Raw genomic sequence first — 16,443 nt, 5'->3', positions numbered from 1 at the left:
TCCTCGGAGGATTACAGGTTGGCGACGGCGACCGGCGCGGCAGCCGGTGCCTGTCGTTCGATGCGGTTGACGATGGCCAGCGCGGCCTGCGCGGTGGCCTCGACGATGTCGGTGCTGACGCCATGGCCGCGCCATTCGCGCGCGGCATGGCGCGCGGTGAGCTGGGCATGGCCCTGGGCATCGCCGCCTTCGCTGACCGCGCGTACCTTGAAGTCGCTCAGCTGCAGCGCGTTGCCGGTGGCGCGCTCGATCGCACGCAACACGGCATCGACCGGGCCATCGCCGATCGCCGCCTCGCCGACTTCACGGCCGTCGTCATGACGCAGCTTCACCGAGGCCGAGGCGCTGCCGCCCAGGTGCGTGCTGGTGTTGAGCTGCACCAACCGCCATGGACCGGCGGCATCCGGATCCAGGCCCAGCGCGATCGCTTCCAGATCCTCGTCGTGCACTTCGCGCTTCTTGTCGGCCAGCGTCTTGAAGCGCGCGAAGACCACGTCCAGCGCCGCATCGTCCGGCGTGTGGCCCAGGGTTTCCAGACGCTGGCGCAGCGCGGACCGACCGGAGTGCTTGCCCAGCACCAGCCGCGTCTCGGCGATGCCGACGTCCTGCGGACGCATGATTTCGTAGGTGCCGCGGTGCTTGAGCATGCCGTGCTGGTGGATGCCCGATTCGTGCGCAAACGCGTTGTCGCCCACGATCGCCTTGTTGCGCGGCACCGCCTGCCCGGTCAGCTGGGTCAGCAGGCGCGAGGTGGGATAGAGCCGGCGCGTGTCGATGCGCGTGCCCACGCCGAAGTGCGGCGAGCGCACCTTCAGCGCCATCACGATCTCCTCCAGCGCGGCGTTGCCGGCACGCTCGCCGATGCCGTTGATCGTGCATTCCACCTGGCGCGCACCCGAGCTCACCGCGGCCAGGCTGTTCGCCACCGCCATGCCCAGGTCGTCATGGCAATGGCTGGAGAAGATCACCTTGTCCGCACCGCGCACATGTCGGCGCAGATAGGTGAACAGCTCGACGATCTCGGCCGGGGTGGTATAGCCCACCGTGTCCGGCGCATTCAGCGTGGTGGCGCCGGCGGCGACCGCGGCGCTGAACACTTCGGCAAGGAACTCGGGTTCGGTGCGCAGCGCGTCCTCGGCGGAGAACTCCACCTCGTGACACAGACCGCGGGCGCGTTCGACGGCAGCCACCGCAGCATCGACCACCTGCGTCTTGCTCATGCCCAGCTTGTGCTCGCGGTGCAGCGGACTGGTCGACAGGAACACATGGATGCGCGCCTGCCGCGCCTGTTCCAGTGCGCGCGCGGCGCTGTCGATGTCGCCGCTCTGGCAACGCGCCAGCGCGCATACCGTGGTGCTTCTCAGCGTGCGGGCGATTTCGGCCACCGCGGCGAAATCATCCGGCGAGGCCTGCGGGAAACCCGCTTCCAACACGTCGACACCGAGCGCCTCCAGCGCTTGTGCGATGCGCAATTTCGTGCGCCGGTCCATCGAGAAACCGGGCGCCTGCTCGCCATCACGCAAGGTGGTGTCGAAGATGCGCACGCGATCGGCGTCAGCGTGGCCGCTGCCGGATGCGGTTGCTGTTACGTCTGGGGCTGTTGTCGCTTGGGGGTTCATCGCTGGCTCCGCTGATGCGAGCCGAGGGCAACAAAAAACCCCGCGCCGTTGCCGGTGCGGGGTTCTTTGGGAGTCTTCAGGTTTCTTGCTTAGTTACCTGGACACATGCCCTCAGCCCGCACCTCCGTTGGTAATAAGGAGTACGAGTACGAGGGCAAGAAGGAGCGTGCCGCGAGCCTGCAGCAGGCCGGCAACCATCACGAGACGGTTGTTTTTGGCGATGCGGCGGTGGCTGTTGCGTTGCGACATGCGACCAACCATACGCGAGGTCGAAACTGCGCGTCAATGGTTTTATTTGAAATTATTTTTCGGCGCCTGATCCTGGTGGTATGGATGGCTAGCCATCCATACGTCGATCAATCTCAACGCCACGCGCGTGAGCTTCCCGATGCGAAGAGCGCTTTTGGACGCGCAGGCCCGGACGGCGATGCCATCCAGCCCGATGGGTGCGGTGGACACCGAGATCGGCAGGATGCTTGCGCGATCAGATGATCTGTCCGTGCCACAATCCGGTCAGCCCCGAACCGAGTAGCCATCCATGAAACGAATGTTGGCAGCGTTGCTCGTCTGCTTGATGGTGGTTGGGTTTTCCTGCCGAGCTGCGGATATCGAGATTTCGCGTTTCATTGCCAGGCAGGTGCGCATCGACGGCCACAGCTATGCCTACCGGGTATTCCTGCCGGCTGGCTGGGACCGCAAGCGGAGCTGGCCGGTCGTCCTGTTCCTGCATGGCAGCGGCGAGCGCGGCAGCGACAATCGCGCGTCGTTGAGCCAGGGGCTGCCGCCGTGGCTGCAGGAACATGGCGCCGATTTCCCGGCCGTGGTGGTGATCCCGCAGGCGCCCGGGGACACCCTCTGGCACGGGACCCCCGAAAAGATGGCGCTGGCAGCGTTGCAGGACAGCATCGCGGCATACCATGGCGATCGCGACCGGCTTTACCTGACCGGCCTGTCCATGGGCGGCTATGGCGCCTGGCAGATCGCAGCCGATCATCCGCGCATGTTTGCGGCCGCGGCGATCATCTGTGGCGGCGTGCTGGCTTTGTCCGATGAGCCTGAGTTGCATCTCTACGGCGTGCCGGCGGACAAGAGCCCGTATGCGTGGCTGGCCCAGCGCATCACGCCCTTGCCGGTATGGATTTTTCACGGCGCAGCGGACGAGGTGGTGCCGCCGCAAGGTTCGCGCGACATGTATGCCGCGTTGCGAGCGCAAGGCGACGACGTGCGTTACACCGAATTTCCCGGGGTGAACCACGGCTCCTGGGTCCCTGCTTATGCCACGCCGGAACTGTGGCCATGGATGTTCAGTCGTCGACGGGATCATTCCCGCTAGTGCAGGGCCGCTGCTGCGGCTCGTTTCGCTTTTGGCCTGCGGCTGCGGAACGTTCGTGAGCTGAAAAAAATCGCCCCCCGATTGTTGCGTTGCCATATCCGGGTGGCGCGATGCCGCATGCCTGACGCGGGTTTGCGTTTTCGTGGTTTATCCCGGGCAAAGCCGTCGGAGGGCCGAGTTTCCTGCCGCAGTGCAGCGAAAATATTCGGATTTAACAGCTTTACAAGACTTCATGAAAACGTTTACGTTGCGTCCGGACGCGTAGCGTGGGGCTGCGCTGCAAGCGGGACGGTGTTGTGGCATCCAGGACCGTAACCATCAAAGATGTGGCGCGCGAAGCCATGCTTTCCGTGGCTTCGGTGTCGCGTGCGCTCAACGGCAGCGGCGGGGTAACCCCGGAAACCGTGAAGATCGTGCGTGAAGTCGCCGCCCGCCTTCGCTACGTGCCGGACAACGCAGCGCGCAGCCTGATTACCCGGCGCACCCACACCATCGGTGTCCTGCTGCCGGATCTGTATGGCGAGTTCTTTTCCGAGCTGATTCGCGGCATCGATCTGGCCGCCCGCGCCCGCGGCCTGCACATCCTGGTATCCAGTTCGCACGACGATGCCGATGAAGCGGCGATTGCGTTGCGCTCAATGCACGGGCGGGTCGATGGCCTGTTGGTGATGTCGCCGCATGCCGATGAGGATTTCCTGCGTCGCAACCTGCAAGTGAGCCTTCCCAGCGTGCTGATGAACACGCTGGAAACGAATCATGACTACGCCACGCTTTCGGTGGACAACAAGAGCGGGGTCAAGCTGGTGCTCGATCACCTGCTGGGCTGCGGGTGCAAACGGATTGCCTTCATCCAGGGGCCGGTCAAGAACCAGGACGTGCGCGAGCGTGAGCAAGCCTTTCGCGAAGTGCTTGCCGCGCATGCGGCGGACGCCGCTGCGGTGATCCTCCCGGGTGACTTCAGCGAGCAGTCCGGCTACGCCGCCGGGCAACAGTTGCTGGCAATGCACCCGCGACCGAATGCGGTATTCGCTGCCAACGACATGATGGCGATCGGCTGCATGGCGGCTCTGCGCGAGGCTGGCGTGCGCATTCCCGACGAGGTGGCCGTCGCCGGTTTCGATGATGTGCCGATGGCGCGGTATGTCACTCCGCCGCTGACGACGGTGCGCGTGCGCATTGCCGAATTGGGCACCTTGGCGCTGGAACAGCTCTGCGCGCAGATCGCCGATCCCGCCAGTCGGATACCGGTGCACCGGCGCGTCACGGCCACCTTGGTGGCGCGGGGCTCGACCCCGTCCCGTGGCGGCGAGCATGCACCGACACGGACAACGACGGCGGATGCGAAGCGGCATCCATCCAAAGCGATCTAGCGTCGAGAAGTATTGCTGCAGGCAGGCGAAAGGGCTCGCTCGCATTCATTGCACAGGACTGCAGCCACGGCTGGCTCCACTTGAAGCTTGTTGAGGAAGGGCGTCAGGTCATGAAAAAGAGCAACGCATTATCCGGTGCACATTTCGCGGGCGTGTGCAGCGCTGCCTGTCGCGGCGGTAGCTGAAAGCATTCCCAGTACGTCAAATCGGCTTTTGAGCGGGAGGGGAATCATGAAACCAAATACGAATTTCAAAAAGAGGCTGCTCGCAAGTCTCATCAAGGCGTCGATCGTGACGCTCGCCATCGGCACATCGGCGATTTCGATTGCGGCAAGCTCGGATGCGAACCTGCGTGGCCATGCGGCGGCTGGCGCGGTGGTGACAGCCAAACAGATCGCCACCGGCGCGGTGCGACGTACCAAGGCAGACGCGGATGGCAGCTACGCGCTGGTTGGCCTGCCGCCAGGTACCTACCAGGTGGATGCGGGCGCGGGTACCGAGCGGACGGTTACGCTAACGGTGGCCTCCACCGCCACGCTCGATCTGACCGCTACGGCGGCAGTGGCCGCCAACGCCACTAACCTCAATGCCGTCACGGTCACCGCCTCGGCCGTTACGCTGCAGGAAGTCAAGACGTCCGAGGTGGGTACCGATGTCTCATTGCGGCAGATCGATACTACGCCGCAGGCCTCGCGCAACTTCCTGCAATTCGCCGACATCGTGCCGGGCGTAGTGTTTACCCGAGATGGCCAAACCGGAAATACCAGCCTGCGCTCCGGCGCCCAGGCCAGCAGCGCCATCAATGTCTATATCGATGGCGTGGGCCAGAAAAACTACGTATTGCCCGGTGGCGTCACCGGCCAGAACGGCAGCGTGGGAAACCCGTTCCCGCAGCTGGCGATCGGCGAATATAAGGTGATCACATCCAACTACAAGGCGGAATACGACCAGGTATCCAGCGCTGCGCTGGTTGCCCAGACCAAGTCGGGTACCAACGAATTCCACGGAGACGTATTCGGCGATTTCACCGATACCGCGATGCGGGCGGAGACTCCTGCCGAAGAAGCTGCGGGCAAGAAGACCTCGTCGCACGAGAAGAACTACGGCTTCGACCTGGGTGGCCCGATCATCCAGGACAAGGCGCATTTCTTCATCGCCTACGAAGGCAAGGAATTTGTTACTCCGACCACAGTGGTGCCGGGGGTTACGGGGGTCACCGACCTGTTGCCGGCCAGCGTGCAGTCGCAGATCGGACCGGCAGCTCAGCCGTTCAGGGAGAACGATTGGTTCGGCAAGATCGACTACGAACCCACCGACAAGGACCGCTTCGAAATCAGCGGAAAATACCGCGACGAAACCCAGGTTACCGGAGTCGGTGGCATCACCACCGCATCGGCGGCGCTCAACGTCATCAACTACGACAAGCGCTTCGACATGCGCTGGGACCACAGTGCATACAGCTGGTTCAATCGGTTGCAGGTGACTTTCGAGGACGCTTCCTACGAGCCGACGCCGGCGGTGCTTGGTGCGGGCAACAGCTACACATTGACTGGAGCGCAGCTGAACACCACGATCCTGCAGACCGGCAATTCGCCACTCGCCCAACAGAACAAAGGCCAAAAGGGGCCGTCGCTGCAGGACGACCTGACTTTCAATGATTTCGAGTGGCATGGCGACCACGTCATCAAGATGGGCGTCAAGTACAAGGCCGTGGATCTGACTGCACTTGATGCGGGCGACTCCAACGCACTGTTCAATTACGCGGTGACCACTGCGGGCGGTACCGAAGCAATTCCATATTCGGTGCAATTCGGTTCGCCGACGCCCGGACAGAGCCCGGTGGCCAGGAGCTCGGACAAGCAGTTCGGCACCTATATCCAGGACGACTGGGCAGTCAACGATAAGCTGACCCTGAATCTGGGCATCCGCTGGGACTACGAGGAGACCCCTTCGTATCTCAACTATGTCACGCCGGCCAATGTGGTCGCCGCCTTCAACAGCCAGGATCCAAATGCCCCGGCTGGCCAGACCTATGCGCAGACCCTGGCCAAGGGCGGCGTAAATATCAACGATTACATCAGCACCGGCAACAATCGCAGTGCGCCGAAAAACAACTTCGCGCCGCGCTTCGGTTTCTCCTACGACCTCAACGGTGACGAGAATCATGTGATTTTCGGCGGTATCGGCCGCTCATACGACCGCAACCTGTACGAGAGCCTGCAGGTGGAGCAAACCAAGTCGGTGCTGTCGCAACCCACGCTCTACTTCAATACACCGGATGTGCCGTGCACGGTCGGCGTCAACTCCTGCTACACCTTCGATCCGTCCTTCCTCGACATCAGCGCCCTGCAGGCACTGGTGGCCGGTAGCAATACCGGGAAGGAAGTCGACATGGTCAACAACAACATCAAGACGCCGTACTCCGACCAATTCAGCATTGGCATGCGCAACAAGATCGGCGAGTGGAATACGAGTGCCACCGTGGCCGTGGTCAGAAGCTACGATGGACTGGTCTATACCCTCGGCAACCGCTATCCCGATGGCAGCTTCTGGCAGAACGGCAGTCAGCCATGGGGCAATGGCATCCCCGGCTTCGGCAGCCTGATCATCGGCAACAACGGCCTGGAAACCCGCACTACCCAGCTGCTGCTGTCGGCCGAAAAGCCATACACCAAGGAATCGCATTGGGGCGCCACGATTGCCTACACCTACAGCCACTCGCGCCAGAACAACGACAACAGCGATCCCACCGACCAGTACGCGTTTGACTATGAAACCATCGGCCACTACCCGTTCATCGGCTCCGGGGTGGCCAAGCAACGTCTGGTGATGACCGGCAATCTCGACGGTCCCTGGGGTTTCGTGTTCGGCGGCAAGTTGACCTTGTCGACCCCCATACCTGATGTGAACATCGCCTTCTACGGTCTCCCGGCGACCAACCAGGACATGGGTGCCGTCAGCGGCGGTGGCGGCCAGCCGGTTGCGATCGCACCGCCGGGTAACGGACGTTTCCTGATCGGCGGCAAGATTTTCGGCTATCGCGACATCGACCTGCAGGCGACCAAGAACTTCAAGATCTACGGCAACCTCAACGGGTTCGTCCGCATCGATCTGCTCAACGCGTTCAACTGGAACAATTACGTCAACTATCTGGAGACGTGGGGCTCGAACGGTGTACTGAACAAGACGCCGGTGATCTACAACCCGACCGGCAATATCTCCGGATACCCACGTACGCTGCGGGTCTCATTGGGCATGAATTTCTAGGTTCGTCCTTGCTGGCTGACAACGGCAACGATATACAGGCTTCACGCAAAGCCCGCACCCGCGGGCTTTGTTTTCGGAGCGGCCCGTTCCATGCAGAAACAGGTGTTCCATGGGTGATCCACAGATCAAGAACATTGTCATCGTCGGTGGTGGCACCGCAGGCTGGATGGCCGCGGCGGCGTTTGCCAAGGTACTTGGCCCCGCTTACGCGATCCGGCTGATCGAGTCGGACGAAATCGGCATCGTCGGTGTAGGCGAGGCGACGGTGCCGCACCTGAAGCTGTTCAACAATCTGCTCGAAATCGACGAGATCGAGTTCGTCAAGCAGGTGCAGGGTACGTTCAAGCTCGGCATCCAGTTCAACGACTGGGGCCGAATCGGCGATTCGTACATCCACGGTTTCGGCACCATCGGCCACGACGTGAGCCTGCTGCCGTTCCATCAGTTCTGGATCAAGGCCCGCCAGCAGGGCATCGCTGACGACATCGGCGCCTATTCTCTGAATACGGTGGCCGCGCCGCTCGGCAAGTTCATGGCCTCGGCCACCGACGTGCCGGCCAGCTCGCCGCTGGCTAACATCGCGTATGCCTACCATTTCGATGCCGGGCTCTATGCGAAATATCTGCGCGGCTATGCGGAAAAGCGCGGTGTGCGCCGCACCGAGGGCAAGATTGCGCAGACCACGTTGCGTGCGCACGACGGCTTTGTCGAGGCGGTGATCCTGGAAAACGGCGAGCGCATCGAGGGCGAGCTGTTCATCGATTGCTCCGGCTTTCGCGGGCTGCTGATCGAGCAGGCGCTGCACACCGGCTACCACGATTTCACCCACTGGTTGCCCTGCGACCGTGCCATGGCCGTGCCCTGCGAAAGGGTGGGACCGCCCACGCCATACACGCGCTCGACCGCCCGCGACGCAGGCTGGCAATGGCGCATTCCGCTGCAGCACCGCACCGGCAACGGCTATGTGTATTCCAGCGCGCACCTCAGCGACGACGAGGCGGCGGCGATGCTGCTCGCCAACCTGGACGGGCGTGCGTTGGGCGATCCACGCGCGCTGCGCTTCACCACGGGCATGCGCAAGAAGTTCTGGCACAGGAATGTGGTGGCGCTGGGCCTGGCCAGCGGCTTTCTGGAACCGCTGGAATCGACCAGCATCTACATGATCCAGTCGGGCATCGCGCGGCTGCTGAACCTGTTCCCGCAGCGCGACTTCAGCGAGGTGGTGATCGAGCGTTACAACGCGCAGGCTGTATTCGAGTACGAGCGCATCCGCGATTTCCTGATCCTTCATTATCACGCCACCGCACGCGACGATACGCCGTTCTGGAACCAGTGCCGCACGATGTCGATTCCCGACCGGCTGCGCGACACCATCGAGCTGTTCCGCGACAGCGGCCGCTTCTTCCGCGATGCTGAGGAAATGTTCGCCACGGTCAGCTGGGTGCAGGTGATGATCGGCCAGGGCATCCTGCCACGCGGCTACCATCCGCTGGTCGACCAGATGCCGGAGCAGGACCTGCGCCGGTTCATCACCGGCGTCGCCAAGGTGATCGCCAGCTGCGTCGATTCGATGCCGATGCACCAGGTTTTCATCGATCGCTACTGCGCCGCACCCGACATGGCAGCCTGACCATTTTCCCGGGAGTCGCCAGGCAGGTGACCGCACGCGACGGCTCCGCACGAAATCCCCATCGTGAGACAGAGCGCTTCCACCATGACCGGCAAGTTGTCCCGTTTACTGCGAACCACGGCATTCACCGCGCTGCTGGTACTCGGCGCCACCTGGCAGTCGCCTGCAACAGCGCGGACAGCGGAGCATGGCTACGCCGCGTTGCCCAAGCAGCAACAGCAGCTGATCGACGACCTGGAGCAACGCACGTTCGAATGGTTCTGGCACAGCGCCGATCCGAAGACCGGACTGGTACCCGACTCCGCGCCCGGCCATTCGTTTTCCAGTATCGCTGCGGTCGGTTTCGGCCTGACCGCCTATGGTGTCGGCGTCGAGCGCGGCTACATCACGCGTGCGCAGGCGATCGAACGCACGCTTGCGACCCTAAGGTTCTTCAGCAATGCGCCGCAGAACGACAGCGAGGACGATGCTGCCGGCTATCACGGGTTCTACTACCACTTCCTCGACATGCGGACCGGCAAGCGGGCGATGCGCTCCGTCGAACTTTCCAGCGTCGACACCACCCTGCTGCTCGGCGGCGTGCTGTTCGCGGCGTCGTACTACGACCGCGACACGCCGCAGGAGAAAGAAATCCGCCAGCTCGCCGACGCGATCTACCGCGACGTCGACTGGACCTGGATGCAGCCGCGCAAGCCGCTGATCAGCATGGGCTGGACACCCGGCGGCCGGTTCATCCCGGCCGACTGGAAAGGCTACGACGAAGGCATGCTGGTCTACATCCTTGCGCTCGGCTCGCCGACGCACCCAGTCGGATCCGAAGCCTGGCAGGCGTGGCTGTCCACCAATCACCTGACCTGGGGCGCGTTCCAGGGCCAGACATTCCTCAACTTCGCGCCGCTGTTCGGCCACCAGTACACCGAGGTGTGGGTCGACTTCCGCGGCATCCGCGACGCCTGGAGCCGCGAGCACCACCTCGACTATTTCGAGAACAGCCGCCGCGCCGTCTACAGCCAGCGCAGTTATGCCATCGCCAACCCAGGCCACTGGACCGGTTACGGCAAGAATGTCTGGGGCCTGACCGCCAGCAACGGTCCTGGCGATTTCGTGGAGAAGAGCGGGACGGGCGAACACCAGTTCAACGGATACACCGCACGCGGCGCAGGCCTGGATTACATTTCCGACGACGGCACCATCGCACCGACCGCGGCCGGAGGCTCGATCGCCTTCGCGCCGGAAATCGTGATACCCGCGCTGCAGGAAATGAAGCAGCGCTATGGCCAGTGGATCTACAACGAGTACGGCTTCGTCGATGCGTTCAATCCGAGCTTCCACATCAAGACCGACTTGCGCACCGGCAAGCTGGTACCCGGCCTGGGCTGGGTGGACACGTTGCAGTTGGGTATCGACCAGGGACCGATCGTGCTGATGATCGAGAATTGGCGCAGCGATTTCGTGTGGAAGGTGATGAAGAAGAATCCGTATGTGCGCAAGGGACTCGAGCGCGCCGGCTTCGCGGGTGGCTGGCTGGGCACGGGAACACCGGCGCAATGAGCCACGGCAGCCGCCCGCGTCGATGGCTCCATCTGCGCTCGATGCGATGCGGTTTGCTGCTGGCCTGCGTTGTCCTAGGCACGCCGCTGATCGGTGGTTGCGGACCTGCCGCCGCGGAAAACCACCAGCTCACGCTCTGGACGATCGGCCGCGAAGGCGAGGCGATCATCCAGCTGCTGCCGGATTTCGAGCGTGCGCACCCCGATATCCATGTGAACGTGCAGCAGCTGCCACTGACCGCGGCGCACCAGAAACTGCTCACCGCCTTCGCCGGCGGCTCGACGCCGGACTTGACCCAGCTCGGCAACACCTGGCTGCCGGAAATGGTGGCGCTGGATGCACTGGAACCGCTGCAGGCGCGCGTCGACCGCTCCACGGTGATCAGGCAGGACGATTACTTCGCCAGCATCTGGGCGACCAACGTCATCGGCGGCAAGCTCTATGGCGTGCCGTGGTACGTCGATACACGGCTGCTGTTCTATCGCACGGATCTGCTCAGGGCCGCCGGTTTCGATGCGCCACCGCGCGACTGGGCCGAATGGCGGCGCATGCTCGCTGCGTTGAGCGACCCACAGCGGCATGCCTACGGCATCCTGCTGCCGACCAACGAATACGAGCAGCTGATGTCGCTGGCGCTGCAGGAGCCCGATCCGTTGCTGCGCGACAACGACCGCTACGGCAATTTCGAGAGCGCCGGCTTCAAGCGCGCGCTGACGTTCTACGTGGATACCTTCCGCCTGCATCAGGCGCCGCCGATCACCAATGTGGAAGCCGGCAACCCGTGGTCGGAATTCGGCCGCGGCGCTTACGCCTTCTATCTGTCTGGCCCATGGAATATCGGCGAGTTCCGCAAGCGCCTTCCCGCGGCCGAGCAGGACGACTGGTCGACCGCGCCGCTGCCCGGCCCGCACGATGCCGGCATCGGCGCAGCGGGCGGCTCCAGCCTGGTGATTTTTCGCGCGGCGAAGCACAAGGATGCGGCGTGGCAGTTGATCGAATACCTGTCGCAACCGCAGGTACAGCAGCGCTTCTATGACCTGCTTGGCGACATGCCGCCGCGGCGCTCGTCGTGGGCGGGTGGCGCCTTGCATGTCGATCCGAAGGCACGTGCGTTCCGCGAACAACTGGAGCGGGTGCGGCCGACGCCGGCGGTACCGGAATGGGAGCGCATCGCCAACGAGATGCAGCTGGTCGCCGCACAGGCGATTGCCGGCGAGCTGACGATCGACCAGGCTACCGCGGAGATGGATCGTCGCACCGACCGCATCCTGGAGAAGCGCCGCTGGATTCTCGATCATGCGCATCCGATGACCGGAGCTGCTCGATGAACCCGCAACGCGCCGCGTGGCTGTTCCTTGCGCCCGCCCTGCTGGTGCTTGGCGTGTTTTTCCTGCTGCCGGTGATCGCCGCACTGGCGCTCAGCCTCACCGACTACGACCTCTATGCGCTGGCGAATATCCACAACCTGCGCTTCGTCGCGTTGCAGAATTACTGGACGTTGCTGCACCAGCCATTGTTCTGGTCCGCGCTGGCGCATACGACGTACTTCGTGGCGATCGGCGTGCCGCTGTCGATGGGCACCTCGCTCGGCGCCGCACTGCTGCTCAATTCGCCGCTGGCGCGCTGCAAGCCGTTCTTCCGCACCGCGCTGTTCGCGCCGGTGGTGACCACGGTGGTGGCGGTGGCGGTGATCTGGCGTTATCTGTTCAACACCAAGTACGGCATGGTGAACTTCGTGCTCGGCCACCTTGGCATCCACCCGGTCGACTGGCTCGGCGATCCGCACTGGGCGATGCCGACGATCATCCTGTTCGCGGTGTGGAAAAACTTCGGCTACAACATGATCATCTTCCTCGCCGGCCTGCAGGCGATTCCGGCCGACCTGTACGAAGCCGCACACATCGACGGCGCGTCGGCATGGCGACAGTTCCGCCACATCACCCTGCCGATGCTCGGGCCGACGCTGTTGATGGTGAGCATCCTCACCGTGTCGGGTTATTTCCAGCTGTTCGCCGAGCCTTATGTGATGACCGAGGGCGGCCCGCTGCAGAGCACCACCAGCGTGCTGTACCTGATGTACGACGAGGGCTTCAAATGGTGGAACCTCGGTTCCGCCTCGGCGGTGGCATTCCTGCTGTTCCTGATCATGTTCGCGGTGACTGCGCTGATGCTCAAGTTTGCGCGGCGCGGCAACGATGGAGAGCCGGCATGAACCCGCGCCTGGCGAAAGCCCTGATCAATGGCTTGCTGATCGGTGGTGCGGTGGTGGCGCTGTTCCCGCTGCTGTGGATGCTGTCGGTGTCGTTCATGCAGCCGGGCGAAGCCAGTGCATTGCCGCCGCCGCTGCTGCCAGTACACGCCACCTTGGGTAACTACCGCGAACTGTTCGTGCATGCCGGCATGGGCCGCTACCTGCTCAACAGCTTGGCTGTATCAAGCGCGATCACCGTGTTGTCGCTGGCGTTCAACCTGATGGCCGGCTACGCCTTCGCCAAGCTGCGCTTCGCCGGTCGCGAGCGGCTGTTCCAGGCATTGATCGGCGCGCTGGTGATTCCGGCCCAGGTGGCGATGCTGCCGCTGTTCCTGCTGCTGAAATACCTTGGCCTGGTCAACAGCTACGCCTGCGTGATCGTGCCGGCGATGGCCACCGTGTTCGGCATCTTCCTGGTGCGCCAGTACGCACGCGGCATTCCGGATGAGCTGATGGAGGCGGCGCGCATCGACGGCGCGGGCGAGTGGCGCATCTTCGCGCAGATCGTGCTGCCGCTGCTGAAGCCGATCATGGTGACGCTGGCGATCTTCAGTTTCCTCGCCGCATGGAACGACTTCATGTGGCCGCTGATCGTGCTGACCGGGCAGGAGCACTACACCTTGCCGATCGGACTGGCCTCGCTGGCGCGCGAGCACGCGCAGGACAGCGAGCTGATGATGGCGGGTTCGGTTGTCACCGTACTGCCGGTGCTGCTGCTGTTCCTGGCGCTGCAACGCCATTACCTGGAAGGGCTGCTGCTGGGCAGTGTGAAGGGCTGAGACGATGGGGTGGCGATGTGGGCAACGCCGCGCCTAGTCCGCGGCGGCGATGCGCTCACCTTGCACCGGATCGAAAAAGTGCAGCCGCTCCGAGGCGAAGCCGAACTGCAGCGTGCTGCCGGGTTCGGGAAGTGGGCGTGGCGGGGTACGCGCGACCAAGGCCTGGTTGCCATAGCGCAGGTTGAGAAAGACCTCGTTGCCGACCGGTTCGATCACCTCGAGCCTGGCCTCGAGCGCGGCATCGGTGCCGGCGTCGAGCAGGTGCAGATCCTCGGGACGCACGCCGAGCACGATCTCGCGATCCAGCCGGCGTTCCAGCGCACCGGCCTGCCGCACGGAGCCGAGTGCGATGTCACCCTGCGCGGTGACCAGCCTGAGCCCGTTCCCGGTGCGCAAGGTGCCGGGCAACAGGTTCATCGAGGGACTGCCCAGGAAGCCGGCGACGAACAGGTTGGCCGGCCGCTCGTACAGGTTCATCGGCGTGTCGATCTGCTGGATCACGCCACCGTCGAGCACCACGATGCGCTGGCCCAGCGTCATCGCCTCGACCTGGTCGTGGGTGACGTAGATCATGGTGGCGCGCAGCTGGCGGTGCAGCCGGGCGATCTCCACCCGCATGCTCAGGCGCAGTTTGGCGTCGAGGTTGGACAGCGGCTCGTCGAGCAGGAACACCTTCGGATCGCGCACCAGGGCGCGGCCCAGCGCGACGCGCTGGCGCTGGCCGCCGGAGAGTGCGGCGGGTCGCGAATCCAGCCGCTGCTCCAGCTCCAGCGTCTTCGCCGCCCCGCGCACCCGCTGTTCGATCTCGGCCGGCTTGTGCCCGCGCAGGCGCAGGCCGAAGCCAAGGTTCTCGGCCACGGTCATGTGCGGGTACAGCGCGTAGTTCTGGAACACCATCGCGATGTCGCGTTCCTTGGGCGCCACGTCGTTGACCACGCGGCCGTCGATGCTGAGCGTGCCGTCGCTGATCGATTCCAGTCCGGCGATCATCCGCAGCAAGGTGGTCTTGCCGCAGCCGGAAGGGCCGACCAGGACCAGCAGTTCGCCATCGGCGATCTCGAAACTGGCGCCCGCCACGCCGATATGGCCGTTCGGATAAACCTTGCGCACTCGGTCCAGGCGTACGGTTGCCATTGATGCGGGCCCCTCCCATGCAGCCGAGCTGCGTCAGCCCGCGGCGTTGTAATGTGCAGGGTATCTGCACATCGATTCGACGTTGGGTTATTCTCGCCATGTAATCGTTTACTTCAAGCCGCAGTGCGGCATCGAGAGCAACTGCCCATGACTCGCAGTTTCCGCTTTCCCGAGAACTTCCTCTGGGGGGCCTCGACGTCGGCCTATCAGATCGAAGGCTCGCCGCTGGCTGACGGTGCCGGTCCCAGTATCTGGCAGCGCTTCGCCCACACGCCGGGCATGATGGTGAACGGCGATACCGGCGACATCGCCTGCGACCACTACCGGCGCTACAAGGGCGACGTGCAGTTGATGAAGGCGCTGGGCCTGCAGGGTTATCGCTTCAGCATCAACTGGGCGCGCGTGCTGCCGGAGGGCACCGGCCGGGTCAATCGGAAAGGGTTGGATTTCTATTCGCGGCTGGTCGACGAGCTGCTGGAAAACGGCATCGCGCCGAACGCCACCTTGTTCCACTGGGATCTGCCGGCGGCGCTGGACGACCGCGGCGGCTGGCTCAATCGCGACAGCGCGCACTGGTTCGGCGAATACGCCGAGGTGATGTTCAAGGCACTGGATGGCCGCGTGCAGAAGTGGGCCACGCTCAACGAGCCGTGGGTGGTTACCGATGGCGGCTATCTGCACGGTGCGCTGGCGCCGGGGCACCGCAGCAAGTACGAGGCGCCGATCGCCGCGCACAACCTGATGCGCGCCAGCGGCGCCGGCATCCAGGCGTATCGCGCGCATGGCAAGCACCAGATCGGCGTGGTGTTCAACATCGAGCCGAAGTACCCGCATTCGGACAGCGCCGAGGATCTCGCCGCCACGCGCCGTGCGCATGCCTACATGAACGAGCAGTTCGCCGATCCGGCCCTGCTCGGCAGTTACCCGCCCGAGCTGAAGGAGATCTTCGGCGACGCGTGGCCGGATTTCCCGGACGACGATTTCAAGCTGACCCGGCAGAAAGTCGATTTCGTCGGCATCAACTACTACACCCGCGCGGTGGTGAAGCACGATCCGAACCATTACCCATTGAAGGCCGCGCCGGTACACCAGCCGAACAAGACCTATACCGAGACCGGCTGGGAAGTGTTCGAGCAGGGCCTGGTCGACACGCTGACCTGGTTCAAGGGTCGCTACGGCGACATCCCGCTGTACATCACCGAGAACGGTTCGGCGTTCTACGACCCGCCGGTGGCCGAAGGCGGCGTGCTGGACGATCCGCTGCGCAGCGGTTATCTGCGCAAGCACCTGCGCGCGCTGCATTACGCGATCGAGGCCGGGGTGAACCTGCAGGGCTATTACGCGTGGTCGCTGATGGACAATCTGGAGTGGTCGCTGGGCTTCTCCAAGCGCTTCGGCCTGTACCACGTCGACTTCGCCACCCAGCAGCGCACGCCCAAGGCCACGGCGCAACTCTACGCCCGGGTGATCGAGAGCAACGGCACCGCGCTGGACGAATGAGCCCGCAGC

General features: G+C 63.8%; 12 protein-coding genes. 10 read left to right on the top strand and 2 right to left on the bottom strand.

What is annotated here, in order from left to right:
- Window positions 1-11 precede the first annotated feature (11 nt).
- Complete coding sequence (locus B0E46_RS11900) at window positions 12-1,544, bottom strand: 2-isopropylmalate synthase (protein WP_254425140.1); 1,533 nt, start codon at window positions 1,542-1,544, stop codon at window positions 12-14.
- A 180-nt stretch (window positions 1,545-1,724) separates the two neighbouring features.
- Here B0E46_RS11900 and B0E46_RS17375 point away from each other — a divergent pair, with 180 nt between their 5' ends.
- The 9 genes from B0E46_RS17375 (at window position 1,725) to B0E46_RS11860 (ending at window position 13,800) form a co-directional block, all read left to right on the top strand.
- Complete coding sequence (locus B0E46_RS17375) at window positions 1,725-2,111, top strand: hypothetical protein (RefSeq protein ID WP_139350521.1); 387 nt, start codon at window positions 1,725-1,727, stop codon at window positions 2,109-2,111.
- A gap of 46 nt (window positions 2,112-2,157) precedes the next feature.
- The gene (locus tag B0E46_RS11895) at window positions 2,158-2,952 is read left to right on the top strand and encodes an alpha/beta hydrolase (RefSeq protein WP_254425139.1); all 795 of its coding nucleotides are present in this window, start codon (window positions 2,158-2,160) and stop codon (window positions 2,950-2,952) included.
- 266 nt (window positions 2,953-3,218) lie between these two features.
- Entirely contained in the window at window positions 3,219-4,322 is a 1,104-nt protein-coding gene (locus B0E46_RS11890; RefSeq protein WP_343124471.1) for a LacI family DNA-binding transcriptional regulator, read from the top strand.
- A 291-nt stretch (window positions 4,323-4,613) separates the two neighbouring features.
- A complete protein-coding gene (locus B0E46_RS11885) occupies window positions 4,614-7,589 on the top strand; it encodes a TonB-dependent receptor (RefSeq protein WP_254425138.1) in 2,976 nt (991 codons plus the stop codon).
- Between the two features lie 109 nt (window positions 7,590-7,698).
- Window positions 7,699-9,219, top strand: a complete 1,521-nt coding sequence (locus B0E46_RS11880; protein ID WP_077555992.1) for a tryptophan halogenase family protein — start codon at window positions 7,699-7,701, stop codon at window positions 9,217-9,219.
- An 84-nt stretch (window positions 9,220-9,303) separates the two neighbouring features.
- The gene (locus B0E46_RS11875) at window positions 9,304-10,770 is read left to right on the top strand and encodes a glucoamylase family protein (RefSeq protein ID WP_077555991.1); all 1,467 of its coding nucleotides are present in this window, start codon (window positions 9,304-9,306) and stop codon (window positions 10,768-10,770) included.
- On the top strand, window positions 10,767-12,098 hold the full coding sequence (locus B0E46_RS11870) for a sugar ABC transporter substrate-binding protein (RefSeq protein ID WP_077555990.1): 1,332 nt from the start codon (window positions 10,767-10,769) through the stop codon (window positions 12,096-12,098). Before B0E46_RS11875 ends, B0E46_RS11870 begins: the two co-directional genes overlap by 4 nt.
- A complete protein-coding gene (locus tag B0E46_RS11865; protein ID WP_077555989.1) occupies window positions 12,095-12,982 on the top strand; it encodes a sugar ABC transporter permease in 888 nt (295 codons plus the stop codon). Before B0E46_RS11870 ends, B0E46_RS11865 begins: the two co-directional genes overlap by 4 nt.
- The gene (locus B0E46_RS11860; protein WP_077555988.1) at window positions 12,979-13,800 is read left to right on the top strand and encodes a carbohydrate ABC transporter permease; all 822 of its coding nucleotides are present in this window, start codon (window positions 12,979-12,981) and stop codon (window positions 13,798-13,800) included. The genes B0E46_RS11865 and B0E46_RS11860 overlap by 4 nt, the downstream gene beginning before the upstream one ends.
- Before the next feature lie 33 nt (window positions 13,801-13,833).
- On the opposite strand, the gene ugpC is transcribed toward B0E46_RS11860, so the two are convergent.
- Window positions 13,834-14,934, bottom strand: coding sequence for a sn-glycerol-3-phosphate ABC transporter ATP-binding protein UgpC (ugpC, locus tag B0E46_RS11855; protein WP_077555987.1), 1,101 nt, complete (start codon window positions 14,932-14,934; stop codon window positions 13,834-13,836).
- Window positions 14,935-15,081: 147 nt separating this feature from the next.
- On the opposite strand from ugpC, the gene B0E46_RS11850 reads away from it, so the two are divergent.
- Complete coding sequence (locus tag B0E46_RS11850) at window positions 15,082-16,434, top strand: GH1 family beta-glucosidase (RefSeq protein WP_077555986.1); 1,353 nt, start codon at window positions 15,082-15,084, stop codon at window positions 16,432-16,434.
- The last annotated feature ends 9 nt before the right edge of the window (window positions 16,435-16,443 follow it).

This window comes from Rhodanobacter sp. B04 (assembly GCF_002001125.1).
Lineage (GTDB): Bacteria > Pseudomonadota > Gammaproteobacteria > Xanthomonadales > Rhodanobacteraceae > Rhodanobacter.
The sequence above is the reverse complement of the archived record's forward strand: the minus strand, read 5'-3'. Positions and strand labels throughout refer to the sequence as shown.